This window comes from Enterococcus sp. C102(2024) (genome assembly GCF_040888205.1).
Lineage (GTDB): Bacteria > Bacillota > Bacilli > Lactobacillales > Enterococcaceae > Enterococcus > Enterococcus faecalis.
In genome coordinates this window covers 930,063-953,030 of the sequence record NZ_JBFOHH010000001.1, presented here as the reverse complement: position 1 = coordinate 953,030, position 22,968 = coordinate 930,063, and the positions used below count along the sequence as shown (strand labels likewise).

The window sequence follows — 22,968 nt, the reverse complement described above, 5'->3', positions numbered from 1 at the left end:
TAGGTTATCATTTGTTATGTTAATATAGAGTTAATAACTATTTAAGGGGTTAAATAAATGAAATCATTTCTAATCACAGGCGGTGCCGGCTTTATCGGTTCGACCTTAGCAAATTATTATAGTAAAGACAATCAAGTTGTGGTCATTGATGATTTATCAATGGGCCAAACTGAAAATTTAAACACATCTGAAAATATCACGTTCATTGAAGGTAGCGTGATTGATCAACAATTAATGGAAAAAGTACTACAAGAGTATCAGTTCGATTACATTTTTCACTTAGCAGCGATTGCTAGTGTAGCAGATTCAGTAGCACGTCCAGTGGAAACACACCAAGTGAATTTTGAGAGTGTGTTACAATTACTGGAATTAATTCGGAAATACCAGAAAGATTTAAAACGTTTGGTGTTTGCTTCTTCTGCAGCGGTTTATGGGGATGAGCCAACTTTACCAAAACAGGAAGAATCAGTAATTCGTCCATTAACGCCTTATGCGGTGGATAAATTTGCTTCTGAAAAATATGTGTTAAACTATTGTCATTTATATGATGTTCCAACAAGCGCTGTTCGCTTCTTTAACGTTTATGGGCCAAACCAAAATCCTAATTCGCCTTATTCTGGCGTTATTTCGATTGTGATGGACTCTTACAAACGCTTATTAGCCAATCAAGAAGTGACATTCAATATCTTTGGCGATGGAAAACAATCCCGTGATTTTGTCTTTGTTGAGGACGTGGTTCAAGCGTTGAATCTTGTCGCTCATTCTGACCAATCACTTGGGGAAGTGTATAATGTTGGAACAGGGAAAGCAACCGATTTAAATGAGTTAATTTCTTCTTTAAATGATATTATGAAAGTCACTTTGCCAGTTGAATATAAAGAAGCGCGAGCTGGGGACATTAAAGATTCCTTAGCGGATATATCTAAATTACGTGCCATTGGTTATGAACCGAAATATAGTATTCAGTCCGGTTTGGATAAATATGTTAATTATGAATTAAAAGAATAAATAAAACTTCTTGAGAGCTGATAGTTCTCAAGAAGTTTTCAAGTAATTTGTACGAAGTAGTCATAGATAAAAAAAGTTTAATATGGTATGCTAAATTTGTATGCAAGTATTAAATTTGGGGGATTTAACCTGTGAAAAAGAAAATTTTAATTTCAATACCCGCGTATAATGAAGCAAATAATATACGTCCTCTATATAAAAAATTAAATGAAACTTTAGAAAAAAAAAGAAACGAAGTTGATTTTGAAATATTATTTATTAATGATGGAAGCAAAGATAACACTGTGAGTGAAGTTTTATCATTAATTGAACAAACGGACAATGTTTCTTTAATTGATTTGTCCAGGAATTATGGAAAAGAGATAGCAATGAGTGCGGGCTTTGATTATTCTACACATGATGCTGTTATCACAATGGATGCTGATTTACAACATCCACCAGCTACAATTATTGATATGATTGATCTTTGGCAGCAAGGCTATGAAGATGTCTATGCTAAAAGAAATCAACGCAAAGGGGAGTCATGGTTCAAAAAAACATCCTCTAAATGGTTTTATAAAGTATTAGGAAAACTAGCCAATACGCCTGTTTTACCAGATGCAGGAGATTACCGGTTACTTGATCGTAAGGTAGTAGAGGCGCTGAAGCAAATGAGAGAATCTCAACGTTATACGAAGGGGTTATATAATTGGGTAGGCTTCAAAAAGGTTGCGATTGAATTTGATGCGGATGAGAGACTACATGGTGAAACAAAATGGAGTTTTGGCGCATTATTGAAATTGGCAATTGAAGGAATTACTTCTTATACAACGGCTCCTTTAAAGATTTCAATGTATTTTGGCTTTTTAGTTTCTTTTGTTGCGTTTATTTACATGATATATGTATTAATTAAAACATTGATATTTGGTGCGGATACTTCAGGCTTCCCTTCATTAATGATTATGATATTATTTTTAGGTGGCTGCCAATTGATTTCTGTAGGTATTTTAGGAGAGTATGTAGGACGTATTTTTTTGGAAACAAAAGACCGTCCATTATATTTTGTAGAAGATACACATTGTTCAAAAAATAGAAATAAGAATGGGGAAAATAGATGAAAATATTTAATAATAAAAAGACATTTTGGTGTTTAATTCTATTGGTCTATATAAGTTTTGTAATATTGAATTTTCTTACTCCCTTATTGGCAGATGACTTTAATTATATTTTCAAAACGGGGAATATATTTACTGTCTTTCATGACGAATATCTTCATTATTTGAGTACTAATGGACGTTCAGTTGCACATTTAATTGTAAGAACTTTGTTATTAATGCCAAAGTTTATTTTTAATATTGTAAATCCTATAGTTTTTCTTATAGTAAGTGGAATTATTTATAAGCTAACTAATTTTTCAAAACAGAAATTTAACACTATTCGTCTACTATTTATAGTGATGTTGATTGTTTTGTTTGTACCAAGATTCGGTGAAACAATTCTTTGGGAAACTGGTAGTATAAATTATTTGTGGACTTTTGGTATTATGCTAACATTTATTAGTATTTATCACTGGAAAATTATAAAAAATGTTTCACCTGTTATGAAATATGCTTCTTTTTTTATGTTTATATTTGGTCTTATAGCAGGCTGGTGTAATGAGAATACATCGGGTGGATTAATACTTTTGACTATTTCATATATTTTTATAGAGTGGAAAATAAATAATAAAAAAGTGTTAAATTGGATGAAATTTGGTTTATTAGGTGAATTTATTGGATTTCTTATTATGTTATCTTCTCCAGGGAATAAAATGCGCAGTACATTTTTTGAACGTTCTTCTTGGCCCGTTTTAAAAAAAGTTCTTGTGGGAATAGGAGATGTCTCGAATGCTCTGGTAGAACATTCGCTGATTTTATTTGTTCTAACAATTATTATGATTACTATTTGTATTACATTTTATAAAAATAGATATAATTATTTACTAGCTCTTGTTTATTTATTTGTTGGTACTGCAACTTGTTATTCATTAGCGTTGTCTCCTGCGGGGTTTGTTTGGGGAAGATCTTATTTTGGTGGAATTATGTATATCATAATAGCCTTGAACATGGTTATTCCAGACTTTAACTTAACAGGGATTGATAAAAAAATAGTAGACGCTACTTATTCAATTATATATTTATATGTAATGTTACTTACGGTATGGGCATTCTTGCCTGCTATTCCAGATATTTATCATTCCTATACAGAACAGAATAAAAGATATAGTTTTATCATATCTGAGAGAGAGAAAGGCAACAAAAATCCTGAAGTCCCATCGTTTGATATAAAAACAAGCACTTCTTATCCTGCTTATTCAACTAGGTTGTCTCATATGGGTGAAGATACTAATGCAAATCACCCCGTAGCAGATTATTTTCATGTGAATACAGTTAAAGCTATTCCCATGAAAGAATGGGAAGAAAAATATGGTAAATGGTAAGTATGTAAGTATTTAAAAGAAAAGCTTGAGACTTGGAACCGACCCAAGCAACTGAAAAAATAAAAAAGAACCACTTGTTGAATTCAAAATCAAATGAATCCAATAGGTGGTTCTTTTTAACGGAAAAGCACGAATTTTATCCGATTGATATTAAAAAACGAGTATATGGATTAAAAAAGAGAACACTCCTGTAAAAATGATTACGAAAGAATTAGGTGCTAAAATTAAAACACAAAACGAAACGTGATGGTGTTGGTATCGTAATGGTCAGAATCATTAGTTATTAAGTCAACAAGTTAGGAAATAGCATGCTTATGAAAAGGTTCAGGAAATAAATCTGAAGAACAATAGCTTAAAATGAAAATAAATACCTAAAAACGCATATGGAAATGCTAAAAAGATACAAAGCATTGGAAAAGATGTAGAACCAGAAATATTTGTAGAATTAGTTAATATAATGAAAGTGAAATTAACCATTACTACACGGATTAATCAAGAATACCAAGTGAATAAAACACTATACAAAAAAATATGCAGAAATATTATTGAAGTTCACGTGTGAAAATGAATAAATGCAGTAAAGCGAAATAAACTTAGGTGGTTGTCGAAAACAAGTTAAACAGATAATTTCGTTAGATGACCTTTAAAGAAATTGATAACGGATATTGCTTATCCGTCTTTTGGTCAAAAATAATTGAATTTATCTTCTATTATGGATTTGTACAATGGTTAAATTATTGCTTATACAATTGGGGATAAGCAAGGTGCTTTATTTGTTCTAGATGCAATTAATCAACTGTTTCAAACAACAGACTGCCTGTTGCATAGTGGTTAAGAGTTTGTTTATACTATTTTTGACTACAAATCACATATAAACTATTAAAATTCAGCAGTCTAGGAAAGTGCTTTTTTGTTATTCAGATCTTTATACCAGTTCATTTTTTCCTAGGCTCTTTTTCTCTGTTTTTCCTATATTTGAACCCACCTCACTCCAATGGTACAATAAACAAGATTGGAGTGAGAGCATGACAGATATTATTGCACATCGAGGAAGTAAAGGCACCCATCCTGAAAATACGTGTATTGCTTTCAGAGAGGCTGTTCGTGTTGGTGCTGAAGGAATTGAATTAGATGTTCACCTTTCTAAAGATGGTTATTTAATCGTTATGCATGATGAAACGGTGGATCGTACGACAGATGGTCATGGTGAAATCCAACAGTTAACATTAAACGAATTAAAACAACTAGATGCTGGAAGCTGGTTTCAGAAAAATCCTTCTGTTCAATGTGTTCCAACATTGGAAGATGTTTTAAATTGTCTTGTAGAAGAACAATTCAATGGTTTTTTGAATATTGAACTTAAAACGGATATTATCCATTATGAAGGAATTGAGAAAAAAGTCGTCCAACAAATGAATCAAAAAAACTGGCCGTTTCGTTATTTATATTCCAGTTTTTATTTTCCAAGTTTAGTTAAATTAAAAAAAGCTGATCCTAAGACAGAAATTGCCTTTATTTATGAATCTGCAGAGGATTTAAGTCAAGCGGGACCGGCATTTGCGCTTGTCGATAGTTTACATCCAAAATTGTCATGGGTGTTGGCTCATAAAAAAGAACTTATCACAATTGGCAAACCGCTGCGGCCATGGACTGTTAATCGGATGGAAGAAATGGAAAATTGTTTTCAGCTAAAATTGGCGGGTGTTCATACGGATTTTCCTGAAGAAGCAAAATTTGCTCGTCAAAATTGGCAAGAAGAAGGAGAAACATAATTGGAGAAAGTATTAGTTATTGTAGGACCCACCGCGGTGGGGAAAACAGCATTAAGTATTGCTTTAGCAAAAAAATTTAATGGTGAAATTATTAGCGGTGACTCCATGCAAGTTTATCGCTCGTTAGACATTGGCACCGCTAAAGTCACAGAAACAGAAAAAGAAGGGATTCCTCACTATTTAATTGATTGCCGTGAAGTCAGCGAAACATATTCTGCTGCTGATTTTCAGAAAGAGGGTCGTCAAAAAATCAAAGAAATTACTGAAAAAGGGAAACTACCAATTATCGTTGGAGGAACAGGTTTGTATATTCAATCACTCCTTTATGATTTTCAACTAGGAAGTCGTGAGATAGATGACTCGCCTGAAATTAGAGAAACGTACAATTTATTTGCGGAAGAAAAAGGGAATCAAGCCTTATGGCAGTTATTAAAACAAAAGGATCCTCTAGCGGCTAACAGCATCCATTTTAATAATCGCAAAAAAGTCATTCGTGCGTTAGAGGTCTTTGATAAAACCGGTTATAGTATTTTGACCCCGAAGGAAAAACCAGCTCGTCTCTATGATTATTATTTATTAGGTTTGGAAACAGATCGCGCTTTATTGTATGAGCGTATTAATCAGCGGGTGGATCAAATGATGACGAAAGGACTGTTGGAAGAAGCAAAACAGATGTTTCAGCAACCACATGCACAAGCAGCTCAAGGCATTGGCTATAAAGAATTTTTTCCGTATTTTTCCGGTGAACAAACATTAGAGATGGCGGTTGAAACAGTCAAACAGCAATCGCGGCGATATGCCAAACGTCAATTGACTTGGTTTAGAAATCGAATGGCTGCGCATTGGTGGGATTTGGTTCAGCAGCCAACAGATTTGCCCAAGTTGGAAAAAGAAGTAGCGGAATGGCTACAACAGAAGGAGAGTGAGTAGGCGATGACCACTCATGAAAAAGTGATTCTAGTAGGAGTTGAGACGGAAAAAAATTATCAGACATTTTCTGCATCAATGGAAGAACTGGCGAATTTAACGGAAACCGCTAATGGAGAAGTGGTGTTTGTTTTAACGCAAAAACGACCACAAGTTGATCGACAAACCGTAATCGGTAAGGGGAAATTGGAAGAATTAATTCAATTAATAGATGCCTATGAAGCGGATCTTGTGATTTTTAATCATGAGCTCACACCGCGCCAAAATCAACTGTTATCTGAAGCGTTAGCTGTGCGAGTAATTGATCGTGTACAATTAATTTTGGATATCTTTGCTTTGCGTGCGCGCTCCAAAGAAGGAAAGTTACAAGTTGAATTAGCACAATTGGATTATTTATTGCCTCGCTTGGCTGGTCAAGGAAAACAGTTGTCCCGACTTGGAGGAGGTATTGGGACACGTGGGCCTGGTGAAACGAAATTAGAGTCGGACCGCCGACACATTCGGAATAAAATCTTAGGCATCCGTCGTGAGTTAAAAGAAGTCACTGCTCATCGTGAACGAAGCCGCCAGAAAAGACAAAATTCAGAACTATTTCAAATTGGCTTGATTGGTTATACCAATGCTGGCAAATCAACCATTCTCAACATGTTGACAACAGCAGGAACTTATTCAGAGGATCAATTGTTTGCAACGTTAGATCCTTTAACTAAAAAATGGCAATTGCCTCAAGGCATGGAAGTTACTCTGACAGATACGGTCGGCTTCATTCAAGATTTACCAACACAACTGATTGAAGCCTTTCAGTCGACATTGGAAGAAAGTCGGGCGATGGATTTACTGCTCCATGTGGTGGATGCAAGTGCGCCAGATCGTTTACAACATGAACGCACGGTTCAAACATTGATGAAAGAATTAGCGTTGGAAAATATTCCGTGCTTGACGGTTTATAATAAAAGAGATCAAGTGGACAGTAAAGAATTTGTCCCAACCTTATTTCCCAATGTATTGATCTCAACTAAAATTCCTGAAGATAAAGAACGACTGGTTCAAGCTATCCGTGCTCAAATGATGGAATTACTCGAGCCTTATCAATTAGAAATTAGACCAACTGACGGACAACTATTAAGTGAACTTCGCCGGATGACACTAATGATTTCAGAAGAATATGCTGAAAATGAAAATCGGTATATCGTGAAAGGCTTTGCGAAAAAAGAGTCTAAATGGTTGGCTGAATCCGAAAAAGAATAAAAAATGGTAAGTTGATTAGAAATGATTTGTAAAAACAAATCATTTCTATTTTTTTGATTAGTAGGAGAAAATCAGCCGTGAAAAGATGGGAAAGTCCATATTTATCAGGTTTTTTGTTTTATGTTAGAAAATCTAACATAAGTTCTTGACAATTTGTCATTCTATTGTTATTCTAAGAAATAACTAAGAGAGGAGGATGGAGATGAGAGAAAAAGAGTTACGCCGTTCCATGTCAGTTTTTCCAATTGGTACAGTTATGAAACTAACGGATTTGACCGCTCGACAAATTCGCTACTATGAAGAACAGGGATTGATTCATCCAGAACGTAGTGAGGGCAACCGACGCATGTATTCTTTAAATGATATTGATGTTTTGTTAGAAATTAAAGATTATTTATCTGATGGATTGAACATGGCAGGGATTAAGCGTGTGTATGAAATGAAATTAGAGGAACAAAAAAACACCGCCGAGGCGACTCGTCCGTTAACCGATGCAGATGTTCGTCAGATTTTATACGACGAAATCCTTTCGCAAGGAGGACTTACTCAGCAAAATCCGTTCCAATCGAATGTACCAAGGCTTTAACGTTTCAGCAGCCAATAAAAATGAAGGATGGGGATCAGACCGATGACAAGAAAAGCCAAAACGGCAGAAGAGATTAAACATATTGCAGAAGAAGAAAACGTACGTTTTTTACGACTAATGTTTACCGACATTATGGGAACAATTAAAAATGTTGAAGTTCCTGTGAGTCAGCTAGATAAAGTATTAGATAATAAAATGATGTTTGATGGGTCATCCATTGAAGGATTCGTTCGTATCGAAGAAAGTGACATGTATTTATACCCTGATCTATCTACATGGATGATTTTTCCGTGGGAAAGCGACCATGGAAAAGTTGCGCGCTTAATTTGTGATATTTACAATCCTGATGGTACCCCTTTTGCCGGAGATCCCCGCGGTAATTTAAAACGCGCCTTAGCAGATATGAAAGAATTAGGCTTTACTTCTTTTAACTTAGGGCCAGAACCAGAATTTTTCCTATTTAAATTAGATGAGAATGGTGAAATTACCACTGATTTGAATGATAAAGGTGGCTATTTTGATTTTGCGCCAACCGATTTAGGTGAAAATTGTCGCCGTGATATTGTTTTAGAGTTAGAAAGTTTAGGCTTTGAAGTGGAAGCTTCACATCATGAAGTAGCACCTGGTCAACATGAAATTGACTTTAAATATGCTGATGTAGTTGATGCTTGTGACAATATTCAAACGTTCAAATTAGTTGTGAAAACTATTGCGCGTAAACATGGCTTGCATGCAACATTTATGCCAAAACCTTTGTTTGGAATTAATGGTTCTGGTATGCACTGCAATATGTCATTATTTAATGAAGAAGGTAATGTTTTTTATGACGAGTCAGGAGAGATGGGCTTAAGCCAAACTGCGTATCATTTCTTAGGTGGTTTATTAAAACATGCCCGTGCCTATACTGCGGTATGTAACCCAACAGTGAACTCTTATAAACGCTTGGTACCAGGTTATGAAGCACCTGTTTATGTAGCTTGGAGCGGCAGAAATCGTTCACCACTCATTCGAGTTCCTGAATCTCGTGGTTTATCGACTCGTTTAGAATTACGTTCTGTCGATCCTTCAGCGAATCCGTATTTAACAATGGCTGTCTTATTACAAGCAGGTTTGGATGGTATTCGTAATGAACTTACGCCACCGCCAGCAGTTGATCGTAACATTTATGTGATGAATGAGGAAGAACGTCAACATGCACAAATTGAAGATTTGCCATCAACCTTACACAATGCCATCAAAGAATTACGTAAAGATCAAGTAATGATTGATGCATTAGGTCGTCACATTTTTGCCAATTTTGTAGAAGCGAAACGAATGGAATGGGCAGCCTTCCGTCAAACCGTTTCTGAATGGGAAAGAGAACAATATTTGGAGTTGTACTAAAAGCTGTTACTTTTAATAATCTTAATGTTTAGAAAGAGGGAGATAAGTCGAAACGCTTATCTCCCTCTTTCATTTTTTAGTTTGTGAACGAATAGATAATTTCTATTTCACAAAATAAAGTAATTTTAATTCAGTGAAATAGTTTGTTTATAAGGGATAAAGTGGTTTTTTCTCAATTTCTCTTTTATTTTTAAGCAAAAAAATTGACAAAATCTTTCATAATTTGTGAAATTCCGCTATAATAAACAAGAATATGCGTGCAACTATTCTATTTTTTAGATATAAAGGATGAGAAAAACATGCGGAAAATGAAAACAATGGATGGGAATGCAGCAGCAGCTTATATTTCCTACGCCTTTACGGAATTAGCAGCCATTTATCCAATAACACCAAGTTCAACGATGGCTGAGCTTGTTGATCAGTGGTCGGCCGAAGGTAAGAAAAATATCTTTGGTCAACCTGTGAAAGTAGTTGAAATGCAATCGGAAGCTGGTGCTGCCGGCGTGGTCCATGGCTCTTTAAAAACTGGCGCGCTTACCACGACCTATACGGCTTCACAAGGGTTACTTTTAATGATTCCTAATATGTACAAAATAGCTGGAGAACTATTACCATCTGTTTTTCATGTGGCGAGCCGAGCTTTAACCACGAATGCTTTAAATATTTTTGGTGATCAAGGAGACGTAATGGCCGCACGCCAAACAGGCTTTGCTATGTTGTCAGAAAGCAGTGTGCAAGAAGTGATGGATTTGGCACCAGTGGCTCACTTGGCTTCGATTGAAGCGAGTGTTCCATTTATGAACTTTTTTGATGGCTTTAGAACAAGTCATGAAATTCAAAAAGTGGCAGTTCTTGACTATGAAGAATTAGCACCCTTAGTAAACCAAGAGAAATTAGCCGAATTTCGTCGTCGGAGCATGAATCCGAATCACCCTTCCGTTAGTGGAATGAACCAAAATCCAGATATTCACTTTCAACAACGAGAAACAATAAATCCTTATTATGAAAAATTACCTGGTATTGTTCAAAAATATATGACAGAAATTAATCGATTACGGGGCACCAATTATGATTTGGTGACGTACTATGGCGCAGAAGATGCGGAAGAAGTGATTGTCACAATGGGTTCAGTTGCGCAAACAATTGAACAGACGGTTGATTATTTACAACAACAAGGAAGAAAAGTTGGCTTTCTTAATGTCCATCTTTATCGACCATTTCCAGTTGAAACATTTCTCGAAAAAATACCACAGTCAGTTAAAGCAATTGCTGTTTTGGATCGGACGAAAGAGCCCGGTGCTGGTGGCGAACCGTTATTATTGGATGTCCAAAGTGCGATGTATGAAACGGATATTCGCCCAACAATTATTGGTGGGCGCTATGGTTTAGGTTCTAAAGATGTACTGCCAAATCAAATTGTTGCGGTTTTTGATGAATTAATGAAAGAACGTTCTGCCATGAAGAAGCGCTTTACAATTGGGATTGATGATGATTTAACTTATACTTCATTAGAAGTTGGCAAACCACTTGATTTGACGAATCCGAAAACCTATCAAGCTAAATTTTGGGGCTTTGGTTCTGATGGGACAGTAGGGGCGAACAAGTCAGCGATTAAGATTATCGGTGATCATACAGACAAGTATGCACAAGGCTTTTTCTATTATGATTCAAAAAAATCAGGCGGGTTGACCGTTTCTCATTTACGTTTTGGCGAGACACCCATTCGTTCAACATACCTCATTGAACATTCTGATTTTGTGGCCTGTCATACAGCCGCTTATTTGCATACCTATGATTTAGTAAAAGGGTTAAAAAAAGGCGGGACTTTCCTCTTAAATACCATTTGGAATGATGAACAACTAGCACGATTTTTACCAAATCAATTAAAACGGTATCTAGCTGAAAATGAGATTCAGTTTTATACAATCAATGCAGTGAAATTAGCTAGTGAAGTCGGGCTAGGCGGGCGAATTAATACTGCGATGGAAACAGCTTTCTTCAAATTAGCGGAAATTATGCCTTTTGAGCAAGTGTTACCAATTTTAAAAGAAGAAGCACTGAAAAGTTATGGTCATAAGTCCATGAAAGTTGTCGAAAAAAATATTCAAGCAATCGATAAGACCGTTGAATTGTTGCATCAGGTACCTGTTCCAGAAGAGTGGAGAACGCTTGAAGTTCAACCGCGAAAACGTTCAGAAAATGTTAGTGATTTTGTTCATGAAATTGTTGAACCGATTAATCGTCAAGAAGGCAATGCGTTATCTGTTGCGACACTAGCGAAAAATGGGATGACAGATGGGCGGATGCCTTTGGGAACTGCGGCAGTTGAAAAACGTGGGGTGGCATTAGAAGTACCTGAATGGATTAGCGATCGGTGTACCATGTGTAATGAGTGTGCCTTTGTATGTCCCCATGCGGCGATACGACCATTCTTAGCCGATGAAGAAGAAATGACTGAAGCTCCAGAAGGATTCATTGTGCGTGATCTACGTGGTGCCGACGGCTTGAAGTATCGTATCCAAGTCTCAGTCAAAGATTGTACTGGCTGTGGTCTTTGTGTTGAAGCCTGTCCAGCTAAAGGCAAAGCTTTAGTAATGAAACCTTATGAAGAAGAAAAAGAGCAGGCTATGAACTGGGCGTTTGCTATGACGTTACGTCAAAAGGAAAACCCAGCAAAACCGAATACTGTTTTAGGTTCACAATTTAATAAACCTTTATTAGAGTTTTCTGGTGCTTGTTCTGGTTGCGGCGAAACGCCTTATGTTAAATTATTGACGCAAATGTTTGGTGACCGAATGCTGATTGCTAATGCAACAGGTTGCTCATCGATTTGGGGTGCTGCAGCGGGTGTGACACCTTACACTACTAATGAACAAGGACAAGGTCCAGCTTGGTCAAATTCTCTTTTAGAGGATAATGCCGAGTTTGGTTACGGCATGTTGTTAGCAACGCAAGCGCGTCGCGAACGTTTAGCTAGTAAAATGACCAAAGCTTTTTCTGTAGCCAGTGATTCTTTACGTTTATTGATGGAAGATTGGATAGCACATCTGTCCGAAAGTGAAGGTACGCAACAACGTGCAGCTAAATTACGTGCAGCTTTGCTTGAAGAAAAAACGAATCAACCTTTATTGGAAACAATTTATGACGATCAAGATCTCTTTGTCAAACCAAGTCAGTGGATGATTGGTGGGGACGGCTGGGCTTACGATATTGGCTACGGCGGGATTGACCACGTGTTAGCCAGTGGCGCGGATGTAAATATGTTAGTTCTAGATAATGAAGTCTATTCCAATACAGGTGGCCAAACTTCCAAAGCAACTCCTGCATCAGCGATTGCGAAATTTGCTGCCAGTGGGAAATATGCCTCTAAAAAAGATTTAGGGATGATGGCAATGACTTATGAAAATGTCTATGTCGCTCAAATTGCCTCAGGGGCAAACCAAATGCAGACGATTAAAGCTTTTGAAGAAGCAGAAAAATTCCCTGGACCATCGATTATTATTGCTTATACACCATGTATCACACATGGTTTAGCAGGTGGGATGAGTCAAACGTTGAAAGAAGCGAAAGACGCGGTTCATTCAGGTTACTGGTCTTTATATCGCTATAATCCATTATTGCGAGAAAAAGGCAAAGAACCAATGACATTGGATTTCAAAAAACCAGATTTTTCATTAATGAAAGAGTTTATGCGCCAACAAGTTCGCTTTGCGTCCTTAGAATCTAGTCAACCAGATACAGCGGAATTGTTATTTAATAAAACAATTAATGATGCTAAGAGACGGTTCTATAATTATGCTCGTTTAGCTGGTCAAGAAGAAAAAATTCGAGCAAAACTTGAAAAACAAAGTGAACTAGAAATAAATGCGCCAGAGAACGAGAAGCCACGAGTGAAAAAAGAACGCGTAGTTGATCCGGAAGCGGAAGCAAGAAGGGCTGCCCGCCGCGCAGAACGAGCAGCCAAGAGAAAACAACGTGAGCAAGATTAAATAGAAGTCAAAAAAACGTGTCTGAGCTTTTTGCTTGGACACGTTTTTTAGTTAGAAATGCGATTTTTTGATGAAAAATTTCAAGTTATTTGAAAAAGTTCCTAAATTTTTTTGATGTTTCCGCTTGCGTTCTGTGATGAAAGAAAATAATGTGGTATACTTGTTAGGAAATCTTGAGAGAGAAGTGAGGGGTATGATGTCGTTTCAATTGAATCAATTATTAGATTTGAATTATTGGCAGCAAGTCATCTCAACGGATTTCTTATCTAAGGATTTTGTTATCAATATCATAGATATCCTAGTCGTATGGTACCTCGTTTACAAATTAATCATGCTTGTTCGTGGAACAAAAGCAGTTCAACTATTAAAAGGTGTCGCTGTTTTTATCATTATCCGCATTCTAAGTGAGATAATTGGTCTACATACATTATCTTGGTTAATGAATCAAGTCATCATGTATGGTGTAATCGCCGCGGTTGTTATTTTTCAACCAGAAGTGCGAAGAGGGCTGGAACATCTAGGGAGAAGTTCGTTTTTCCGCCCGAATAAAGGTGCGCAACAAGAAGATGAGCGTATTATTCAGGCCTTTGACAAAGCCATTCAGTACATGTCAAAACGGAAAATTGGTGCTTTGATAACCATTGAACGCAATACTGGTTTAGATGAATACATTGAGACAGGTATTGATTTGGATGCCGATATTACTGGTGAATTACTGATTAATATTTTCATTCCAAATACACCACTACATGATGGTGCAGTGATTATCAAAAATGAAAAAATTGCTGTTGCTAGTGCGTATTTACCGCTATCAGAAAGCAATTTAATTCCAAAAGAATTTGGAACGCGCCATAGAGCCGCAGTCGGTATCAGTGAAGTCAGTGACGCCATTACGATTGTTGTTTCTGAAGAAACTGGTGACGTTAGTTTGACGTTGAACAACGAATTAATTCCTGGCCTAACGCAAGAAGAGTATTTAACAATTTTGCGTAAGGAGTTAATTTCGGAATCATCGGAAGATAAAAAAAGTGCTTTACAGCATTTTATCGATGATGTAACAAAGGGGGTTAAACGCAAATGAGAAAAGCCTCCCAAAAAAGCTGGTTTAATGGTTTGCTTTCATTGCTGTTTGCATTGTTGTTATTTTTTAATGCCAATGCAACAGGCAATAATCCCTCCAATTCAGGTTCAAGCCAAACGTATAGTGAAACACTGAATAATATTCCTGTCCAAGTCCAATACGATAAAGACAAATATTATGTCTCTGGATTTGAAGAGAGTGTAAATGTTCATTTACGTAGTGCGAACCGCATTCAATTAAACATGGAATCAAATGCTGACACACGAAATTTCCAAGTGGTCGCAGACTTAACCAAATTGCCATTAGGGACTTCGGAAGTACCTTTGACAGTTCGAGGACTAAGTTCAGCTGTTACAGCTGAAATTGAACCGAAAACAGTGACTGTAACGATTGAAAAGAGAGTAACAAAAAAATTCGATGTAGAAGCACAACTTTCTGATAACATTGAAAAAGAAGGCTACAAAGTAAAAAATATTTCTGTAGATCCAAAAACCGTAGAAGTAACAACTGGAGAAGAAACAGCGAAAGCAATTGACAAAGTGATTGCGCCAGTCTCAAGTGCCAAACAAACAATTGATACGATTAAACAAACGGTAAATGTTCAAGCGCTAGATGCCAAAGGTCAAGTCCTAAGTATCGAAAATCCAGCACCACAAGTCAAAGTAACAGTAGGTTTAACTGCGCCAACAAAAGATGTACCACTGAATGTTAGTATGACAGGTACGCCACCAGCTGGGATCGCTCATTACAATTATAGTTTATCAACGTACCAAGTTAGGGTCAGTGGCCCGCAATCAATTTTAGATACGCTAGAATCAATTGAGGTACCGGTAGATATTTCTGATATTCGTAAAGAAACAAAACAATCAGTGACTATTCCCGTTGATGGAGAATACGTAGTTACACCAGATGAGGTTGACGTTTCTTTGACCCCCGTGTACAATCAACAACAGTCATCAAATACAAATGAAACTTCAGGGGAACCTGCAAGTTCAACAACGGTTGGCTCAGGTAGCCAAGCAGTACAACCAAGTACATCCAGTCAAGTAGAATCAAATACTTCTGAAACAACAAGTGAGGGATCAACAGTAGAAAGTACAACTGCTGGTTCAACTGAAAATACAGAGAATCAAGTGACTAAGGAGAATCAAAATGGGTAAATATTTTGGAACAGATGGTGTAAGAGGAATTGCAAATAAGGAGTTAACACCTGAATTAGCTTTTAAATTAGGGCGTTACGGTGGTTATGTGTTGAGTCAACATGAAGATAGTTCAAGAAAACCTCGTGTTCTCGTAGGCCGCGATACACGTATTTCAGGTGAGATGTTGGAACAAGCATTGATTGCTGGATTATTATCAGTCGGAATTGAAGTTTTCCAATTAGGGGTGATTTCAACACCTGGTGTAGCATATCTTACTCGTTTACAAAAAGCATCCGCTGGCGTAATGATTTCAGCTTCACATAATCCTGCGGAAGACAATGGGATTAAGTTCTTTGGGGCAGATGGCTTCAAATTAGTAGACGATCAAGAAGCAGAAATTGAAGCATTGTTAGACGCAGAAGAAGACACCTTGCCAAGACCTTCTGCAGAAGGCTTGGGCTCATTAGATGAATTTCCAGAAGGCTTACTAAAATATTCGCAATTTTTAGTTCAAAGTATTCCTGGCGATTTAGCAGATATGACTGTTTGTTTAGATGCTGCCAACGGAGCAACTGCAACAGCAGTCAATCGTGTCTTCGCGGATTTAGAGACAGATTTCTATACAATGGGAACAAGTCCTAATGGATTGAATATCAATGATGGTGTGGGTTCCACTCACCCTGAAGCTTTGGCAGAAATGGTTGTTGAAAAAGGCGCAGATGCTGGTTTGGCTTTCGATGGCGACGGTGATAGAATTATTGCAGTCGATGAATTAGGACGAATTATCGATGGTGATAAAATCATGTATATTTGTGCCAAATATTTAGCTGAGAAAAAACGTTTGAAAAAAGATACAATTGTTACAACAGTGATGAGTAATCTAGGTTTCCATAAAGCTGTAGAAGAAATTGGCTTAAAAGATGTGGTAACGCAAGTGGGTGATCGCTATGTTGTAGAAGAAATGCGTAAAAATGATTACAATTTTGGTGGCGAACAATCTGGTCACATGATCTTTTTAGATTACAACACAACAGGTGATGGCATGCTTTCAGGGATTCAATTGTTGAATGTTATGAAGCAAACGGGCAAAAAATTATCTGAATTAGCGGATGAAGTGACGATTTATCCACAAAAATTAGTCAATATTCGTGTCACAGATAAAAATGGTGCAATGGAAGTTCCAGCAATCAAAGCAGTTGTCGAACAAGCAGAAGCAGAAATGAATGGCGAAGGTCGTATTTTAGTTCGTCCTTCTGGAACAGAACCATTGTTACGTGTGATGGCTGAAGCGCCAACACAAGAAAAAGTTGATTATTACGTTGATAAAATTGCCGAAGTAGTACGTGCAGAAATCGGCGTTGAATAAGAATAAATTAGAAACCAGACACTTAATGCTAGCTTGCGTTAAGTGTCTGGTTTCTTTGTTGAAAATCAAAAAAAGAAAATAGCTAATAAGCTCCGTCTATCATTGACATAGAGCGGTTAAAAGGGTACTATTTTAGAAGTAAGATGCACCGCGTATCTTCTTTTTTTATTTGATAAAATCAAGAAGGGAGTGGCTGTAAATCAATGGAGTTATAGAATGGAGGAGCGAAATGAAAGAAAAAATGTCCGTCAAGACAATTGTAGCAATTGGAATTGGCTCTGCAGTTTTTGTTATTTTAGGTCGATTCGTTGTGATTCCAACTGGGATTCCTAATACGAACTTAGAAACGTCGTATCCATTTCTTGCTTTAATGTCAGTTGTTTTTGGACCAGTAGCTGGAGGGCTAATTGGTTTGATTGGTCACACATTAAAAGATTTTACCACGTATGGTAGCGCTTGGTGGAGCTGGATTATTTGTTCAGGAATTATTGGTATTATTTTTGGCTTCGCTGGTCGTAAAATGGATCTTCAACATGGTGAATTTACAACAAATGACATGGTGCGTTTCAATATTTTCCAAGCGTTTGGTAATATCGTCGTTTGGGGCTTAATCGCGCCTAGTTTGGATATTTTGATTTATAGTGAACCCGCAAGTAAAGTGTTTACACAAGGCGTATTCGCGACTGTTTCAAATATTGTCGCTGTGGGGATTATTGGAACATTGTTGATGAAAGCTTATGCATCAACAAGAACAAAGAAAGGCAGTTTATCAAAAGATTAAGAAACTGTCGAAATAATTTAAATGGTTAAGGGTCTGCCCTAGTAATTACTTTGCTAATGCTCAGACCCTTTCTTTTATGGAGAAACTGAGGTGAGGCCGAATGAAAAAACCAATCATTACTTTTAATAATTTTTCCTTTCAATATCATAGCCAATCTGAACCGACATTAAAGGGGATTCAATTAACCATCTATGAAGGAGAAAAGGTTTTAATCGTTGGGCCTAGTGGTAGTGGCAAATCAACATTGGCGCAATGTATCAACGGGTTAATTCCCAATATTTATGAAGGTGAGATTCAAGGAACAGCTACGGTTGCTGGTAAAAATATCCAAGAAACAAGTCTATTTGATTTGTCTTTTGATGTAGGAACTGTTTTGCAAGATACCGATGGGCAGTTTATCGGCTTAACGGTTGCTGAGGATATTGCTTTTGCTTTAGAAAACGATGCAGTTGAACAAGCAGAAATGAAAAAAGCGGTCCACAAATGGTCCGAGATTGTTGAGCTGAATCAGTTATTGCAACACCGTCCACAAGATTTGTCAGGTGGTCAAAAACAACGTGTATCTATGGCGGGCGTTCTAATTAACCAATCAAAAATTTTACTTTTTGATGAACCTTTGGCTAATCTTGACCCACGAGCAGGACAAGAAACAATGACTTTGATTGACACCATTCAACAAGAAACAAAAGCGACTGTTTTAATAATAGAACATCGCTTAGAGGACGTTCTTTGCGAATCAGTTGATCGAATTATTGTCATGAATGAGGGCGCAATTATTTCTGATACAACGCCAGATGAATTGTTACGTCAAGATACGTTGACCCAGCAAGGGATTCGTGAACCTTTATACGTTACAGCCATGAAATATGCTGGGATTGATTTAACACAAGTTAGTCATTTAGACAAATTAGCCGAAGTATCAGGCAAAATGGTTTTGCCTAAAATGACACAGTGGTCTGTCCAACCTAGTTCAGTTAGTGCAGTCAAAGGAGCTGAACTATTACGTTTGGAACAAGTGTCCTATCAATATGATCGTCATGGTGAAAAAGTGTTAGATGACTTCTCAGTAACTATTCATCATGGAGAAATGATCAGCATTGTAGGAAAAAATGGTGCCGGGAAATCTACACTTTCTAAAATAATTTGCGGGTTCATCACGCCTCAATCGGGCAAGATTTTATGGGAAGGGCAGGATTTTTCCAATTATTCAATCAAAGAACGTGCAGATAAAATTGGTTATGTGATGCAAAATCCCAATCAAATGATTTCTAAAAAAATGATTTTTGAAGAAGTAGCTTTAGGATTAGTTTTACGAGATGTGCCACAAGCAGAAATTGAGGAACGTGTGACGAATATTTTACATATTTGTGGGCTGTATCCCTTCCGGAACTGGCCGATTTCTGCGTTGAGTTTTGGGCAGAAAAAACGGGTAACTATTGCATCAATCTTAGTTTTAGAACCTGAATTATTAATTTTAGATGAACCAACAGCTGGGCAAGATTTTAAACATTACACAGAAATGATGACATTTTTAGAAGAATTGAACCGCTTAGGTGTGACTATTTTAATGATCACTCACGATATGCACTTAATGTTGGAATATACAACACGTGCGTTAGTAGTTTGTGATGGACGTTTACTAGCAGATGCGACTCCAGTTGCTGTTTTAACAGATGAAAAATTAATTCAAGCAGCTTCTTTAAAAGAAACGAGCTTGTTTACCTTTGCTAAAGCGTTAGGCTTGGAAAATCCCTTGCTATTTACGGAAAAATTTGTTGCTTACGATCGTGAGGTGCGTTTTGGATGAGTGAACGACAAATGTTAGGCTATCATCCTGATTCAACCTGGATTCATCGCTTAAACGGCACAAGCAAATTAGTCTTTTTAATCGTTGTCTCTGTGGCTTGTATGACCACGTATGATACTCGTTATCTGTTAGGAATGTCTGTGGTTTCGCTTGTTTTGTTAAAATTATCAAATATTAAATGGCATCAAATATCTTTTGTTATTAAATTTATTGCTATTTTTTCTTTGTTAAATATCTTAACGGTTTACCTTTTTGCACCTGAATATGGGGTTGATTTATATCAATCACGTACCGTGATTTGGGAAGGAATCGGACGGTTTACTTTGACACAAGAAGAATTATTTTATGAATTTAATTTAGTTTTAAAATATTTCTGTACGATTCCGTTGGCATTAATCTTTTTATTAACAACAAATCCTAGTGAATTTGCCTCCAGCTTGAATCGAATTGGTGTGAGTTATCGGATTAGTTATGCAGTAGCGCTGGCTATTCGTTATATTCCCGATATCCAAGAAGATTTTTTTAATATTTCTTTAGCACAACAAGCGCGAGGGTATGAGATGTCTAAAAAGGGACGGTTAGGCCAACGAATCAAAGGCGTAGCACAAATCGTTTTACCCTTAATCCTATCTAGTTTAGATCGAATTGAAACTGTGAGTACCGCTATGGAATTAAGGCGTTTTGGTCAAAAGAAAAATCGAACGTGGTATGCGCAACAACCTTTTCATCTGCGTGATTTTTCGGTAATGTTACTTGCCTTATGCTTATTAGGAATCAGTTTCTGGTTGTTCCATGTGAATGGTGGCCGGTTTTATAATCCATTCCAATAAATAACAAATTGATAAGGTTCTATAAATAGAACGGATATTTTTTTATTATTAAGAATCTAGTACTTTCTCTTACTATGAGTGTACTAGATTCTTTTTTTGCAACTTTAAAGAACTAGACCAATTTTCGTTTTTTAGATTTTTGTTGACAAGCACCTACTTTTAATTGTATGATTGTTTATGTTTCTACGGAATATATTTACAAAGGAGGTATATAGACCAATATCGGATAGCGCCAGACCTGAACGTTCAGGTGACGAGGAGAGAGCTTATCGAAGATTCGGCGGGTGGCTCTAGGGACTGCACTCTACAGATAACAAAGAAAAACTAATTGTGAAGTTAGAACAAAGCGGTTATCACGCAGGTAGAAACATATAATGGGATTTGCTAGTTAAACAGGACCTAGTAAATACAGAATTTCAATTGGAAAGTAGGAATTAGCATTATGTGTGGAATTGTCGGAATGATTGGAAAAGAAAATGTCACGGAAAGTTTGATTCAAGGATTAACAAAATTGGAATATAGAGGTTATGATTCTGCTGGGATTTGTGTGAATAATCAAAGCCAACAGCCCCATGTAGTTAAGGCAGTTGGGGGCATTGCCGATTTAGCAGCAAAATTAACGCCAGAAATCGATGGAACAGTTGGTATTGGTCATACTCGTTGGGCCACTCATGGCGAACCAACTGTCGCCAATGCACACCCCCATGTTTCAAGCGATCAACGCTTTGCATTAGTGCATAATGGTGTCATTGAAAACTTTGAAGAATTAAAAGAACAATTTTTAAGTGATGCTCACTTAATTGGTGATACAGATACTGAAATCGTCGTTCAATTAATTGCTCATTTTGCTGAAAATGGTTTTTCAACAAAAGATGCTTTTAAAGCGGCTTTAGCCGAAATTAAAGGTTCATACGCTTTTGCATTAATGGATAAAATGGACCCCAATACTATCTACGTAGCGAAAAATAAAAGCCCATTACTTATCGGTCTAGGTGAAGGCTTTAATGTTATTTGTAGTGACGCGATGGCGATGATTAAAGAAACCAATCAATTTGTTGAGATTGTTGATGGTGAAATTGTAACTGTTACAGCGGACAAAGTAGTAATCGAAACGCCAGAAGGACAAGTAATCAACCGAGAACCTTTTGAAGCGCAATTAGATTTAAATGACATTGAAAAAGGAACATATCCGTTTTATATGCTCAAAGAAATTGATGAACAACCTGCAGTGATGCGCAAAATTGTTCAAGCGTATACTCAAGGTGAAAAAGTGACTTTAGATGAGGCGTTACTGGAAAAAATTAATCAATGTGACCGAATTTACATTATTGCTTGTGGGACAAGTTATAATGCAGGTTGGGTCGGAAAATCTTTAATTGAAACGATTGCCAGTATTCCTGTGGAAGTTCATTTATCAAGCGAATTTGGCTACAACATGCCTATTTTATCTGAAAAACCGTTCTTCATTTTCTTAAGTCAAAGTGGTGAAACGGCAGATAGCCGCCAAGTACTTGTACAGGTTAATGAATTAGGGCATCCATCACTTACATTAACAAATGTTGCTGGCTCAACATTATCACGTGAAGCGGACGATACCTTGTTATTATACGCAGGACCAGAAATTGCTGTCGCTTCCACCAAAGCTTATACTGCTCAAATCGCTGTCTTAGCTATTTTAGCAAAAGCAATTGGCGAAGAACGCCAAACATTAGCAGCCGTCTCATTTGATGTGGCTCACGAATTGAGCGTGGTAGCAGCTGTCATGGAAACCTTGATTGATGAAAAACAACAAATGAAAGCCTTAGTGGAAGATTATCTGACGTATACTCGAAATGCTTTCTATATTGGGCGAGGAGTCGACTATTATGTGTCGATGGAAGCGGCCTTGAAGTTGAAAGAAATTTCCTACATTCAAGCAGAAGGCTTTGCGGCAGGTGAATTGAAGCATGGAACGATTGCCTTAATTGAAGAAGGAACACCTGTGATTGGGATTGTGACAGATGCCAAAGTCGCAGCCCATACAAGAGGCAATTTAAAGGAAGTCGAAAGTCGTGGAGCAAGAAATATTGTGATTGCCTTGGAATCCTTGGCAAAACCACAGGACCAACTAATTATTCCAGATGTTCATCCGTTACTTTCTGCCCTAGTTAGCATTGTTCCAGGCCAATTATTAGCGTACTATGCAACCTTACAAAGAGGCTACGATGTTGATAAACCAAGGAACTTAGCCAAAAGTGTAACTGTTGAGTAAATCAAGAACCTGAGAGAAAGATGTTTAACGGGTTCTCATAAGTTTTAATATCTGAGGTCGGGACAGAAGCGTTTAGCTCCGAGAAATAAGAAGGAGTTGCTTCTGTTCCCGCCGTTTATAAGTTTTTGAGCGTGGAGCAAAAATCCAAAGTGATTTTTGTCCCACGCTCAGATATTTTTTATAAAAGAAAGATATTCAGTCAAAAATGAAAGATTCCAAAGAAATTCTTTTTTTCCGTTGAAAACTGTTTGCATTTTAGCAAAATTAGATATAATTAATAAGAACCGAAAAATAAGAATTAGCCAGTGAGGTAACTTTGTTTGAAAGAAAGCAAAAAGT

At 37.0% G+C, this 22,968-nt stretch carries 16 protein-coding genes; all 16 read left to right on the top strand.

What is annotated here, in order from left to right:
• Positions 1 to 57 precede the first annotated feature (57 nt).
• The 16 genes from AB3I34_RS04595 (at position 58) to glmS (ending at position 22,629) form a co-directional block, all read left to right on the top strand.
• The gene (locus tag AB3I34_RS04595; protein WP_002359919.1) at positions 58 to 1,008 is read left to right on the top strand and encodes a GDP-mannose 4,6-dehydratase; all 951 of its coding nucleotides are present in this window, start codon (positions 58 to 60) and stop codon (positions 1,006 to 1,008) included.
• Between the two features lie 131 nt (positions 1,009 to 1,139).
• Positions 1,140 to 2,105, top strand: coding sequence for a glycosyltransferase family 2 protein (locus AB3I34_RS04590; protein WP_002359920.1), 966 nt, complete (start codon positions 1,140 to 1,142; stop codon positions 2,103 to 2,105).
• Positions 2,102 to 3,466 carry a DUF6056 family protein gene (locus tag AB3I34_RS04585; protein ID WP_002359921.1) on the top strand — a complete coding sequence of 455 codons (1,365 nt, stop codon included), beginning with the start codon at positions 2,102 to 2,104 and terminating at the stop codon, positions 3,464 to 3,466. The genes AB3I34_RS04590 and AB3I34_RS04585 overlap by 4 nt, the downstream gene beginning before the upstream one ends.
• 1,025 nt (positions 3,467 to 4,491) lie before the next feature.
• Positions 4,492 to 5,238 carry a glycerophosphodiester phosphodiesterase gene (locus tag AB3I34_RS04580; RefSeq protein WP_002359923.1) on the top strand — a complete coding sequence of 249 codons (747 nt, stop codon included), beginning with the start codon at positions 4,492 to 4,494 and terminating at the stop codon, positions 5,236 to 5,238.
• A complete protein-coding gene (miaA, locus tag AB3I34_RS04575; RefSeq protein ID WP_002359924.1) occupies positions 5,239 to 6,168 on the top strand; it encodes a tRNA (adenosine(37)-N6)-dimethylallyltransferase MiaA in 930 nt (309 codons plus the stop codon).
• Positions 6,169 to 6,171: 3 nt separating this feature from the next.
• A complete protein-coding gene (hflX, locus tag AB3I34_RS04570; RefSeq protein WP_010712629.1) occupies positions 6,172 to 7,413 on the top strand; it encodes a GTPase HflX in 1,242 nt (413 codons plus the stop codon).
• A 202-nt stretch (positions 7,414 to 7,615) separates the two neighbouring features.
• Positions 7,616 to 7,999 carry a MerR family transcriptional regulator gene (locus AB3I34_RS04565; RefSeq protein ID WP_002388239.1) on the top strand — a complete coding sequence of 128 codons (384 nt, stop codon included), beginning with the start codon at positions 7,616 to 7,618 and terminating at the stop codon, positions 7,997 to 7,999.
• A 42-nt stretch (positions 8,000 to 8,041) separates the two neighbouring features.
• Positions 8,042 to 9,382, top strand: a complete 1,341-nt coding sequence (gene glnA / locus AB3I34_RS04560; RefSeq protein WP_002356929.1) for a type I glutamate--ammonia ligase — start codon at positions 8,042 to 8,044, stop codon at positions 9,380 to 9,382.
• Between the two features lie 257 nt (positions 9,383 to 9,639).
• On the top strand, positions 9,640 to 13,371 hold the full coding sequence (nifJ, locus tag AB3I34_RS04555; RefSeq protein ID WP_162784109.1) for a pyruvate:ferredoxin (flavodoxin) oxidoreductase: 3,732 nt from the start codon (positions 9,640 to 9,642) through the stop codon (positions 13,369 to 13,371).
• Between the two features lie 196 nt (positions 13,372 to 13,567).
• The gene (gene cdaA / locus AB3I34_RS04550) at positions 13,568 to 14,452 is read left to right on the top strand and encodes a diadenylate cyclase CdaA (protein WP_002389035.1); all 885 of its coding nucleotides are present in this window, start codon (positions 13,568 to 13,570) and stop codon (positions 14,450 to 14,452) included.
• Positions 14,449 to 15,612, top strand: coding sequence for a YbbR-like domain-containing protein (locus AB3I34_RS04545; protein ID WP_010712627.1), 1,164 nt, complete (start codon positions 14,449 to 14,451; stop codon positions 15,610 to 15,612). The genes cdaA and AB3I34_RS04545 overlap by 4 nt, the downstream gene beginning before the upstream one ends.
• Positions 15,605 to 16,960 carry a phosphoglucosamine mutase gene (gene glmM, locus AB3I34_RS04540; protein ID WP_002356936.1) on the top strand — a complete coding sequence of 452 codons (1,356 nt, stop codon included), beginning with the start codon at positions 15,605 to 15,607 and terminating at the stop codon, positions 16,958 to 16,960. The genes AB3I34_RS04545 and glmM overlap by 8 nt, the downstream gene beginning before the upstream one ends.
• Before the next feature lie 229 nt (positions 16,961 to 17,189).
• A complete protein-coding gene (locus AB3I34_RS04535; protein ID WP_002356937.1) occupies positions 17,190 to 17,741 on the top strand; it encodes an ECF-type riboflavin transporter substrate-binding protein in 552 nt (183 codons plus the stop codon).
• A 100-nt stretch (positions 17,742 to 17,841) separates the two neighbouring features.
• On the top strand, positions 17,842 to 19,548 hold the full coding sequence (locus tag AB3I34_RS04530; protein ID WP_010712626.1) for an ABC transporter ATP-binding protein: 1,707 nt from the start codon (positions 17,842 to 17,844) through the stop codon (positions 19,546 to 19,548).
• Positions 19,545 to 20,378, top strand: coding sequence for an energy-coupling factor transporter transmembrane protein EcfT (locus AB3I34_RS04525; protein ID WP_002359933.1), 834 nt, complete (start codon positions 19,545 to 19,547; stop codon positions 20,376 to 20,378). The genes AB3I34_RS04530 and AB3I34_RS04525 overlap by 4 nt, the downstream gene beginning before the upstream one ends.
• 442 nt (positions 20,379 to 20,820) lie before the next feature.
• The gene (glmS, locus tag AB3I34_RS04520; protein WP_085444275.1) at positions 20,821 to 22,629 is read left to right on the top strand and encodes a glutamine--fructose-6-phosphate transaminase (isomerizing); all 1,809 of its coding nucleotides are present in this window, start codon (positions 20,821 to 20,823) and stop codon (positions 22,627 to 22,629) included.
• Positions 22,630 to 22,968: the final 339 nt, after the last annotated feature.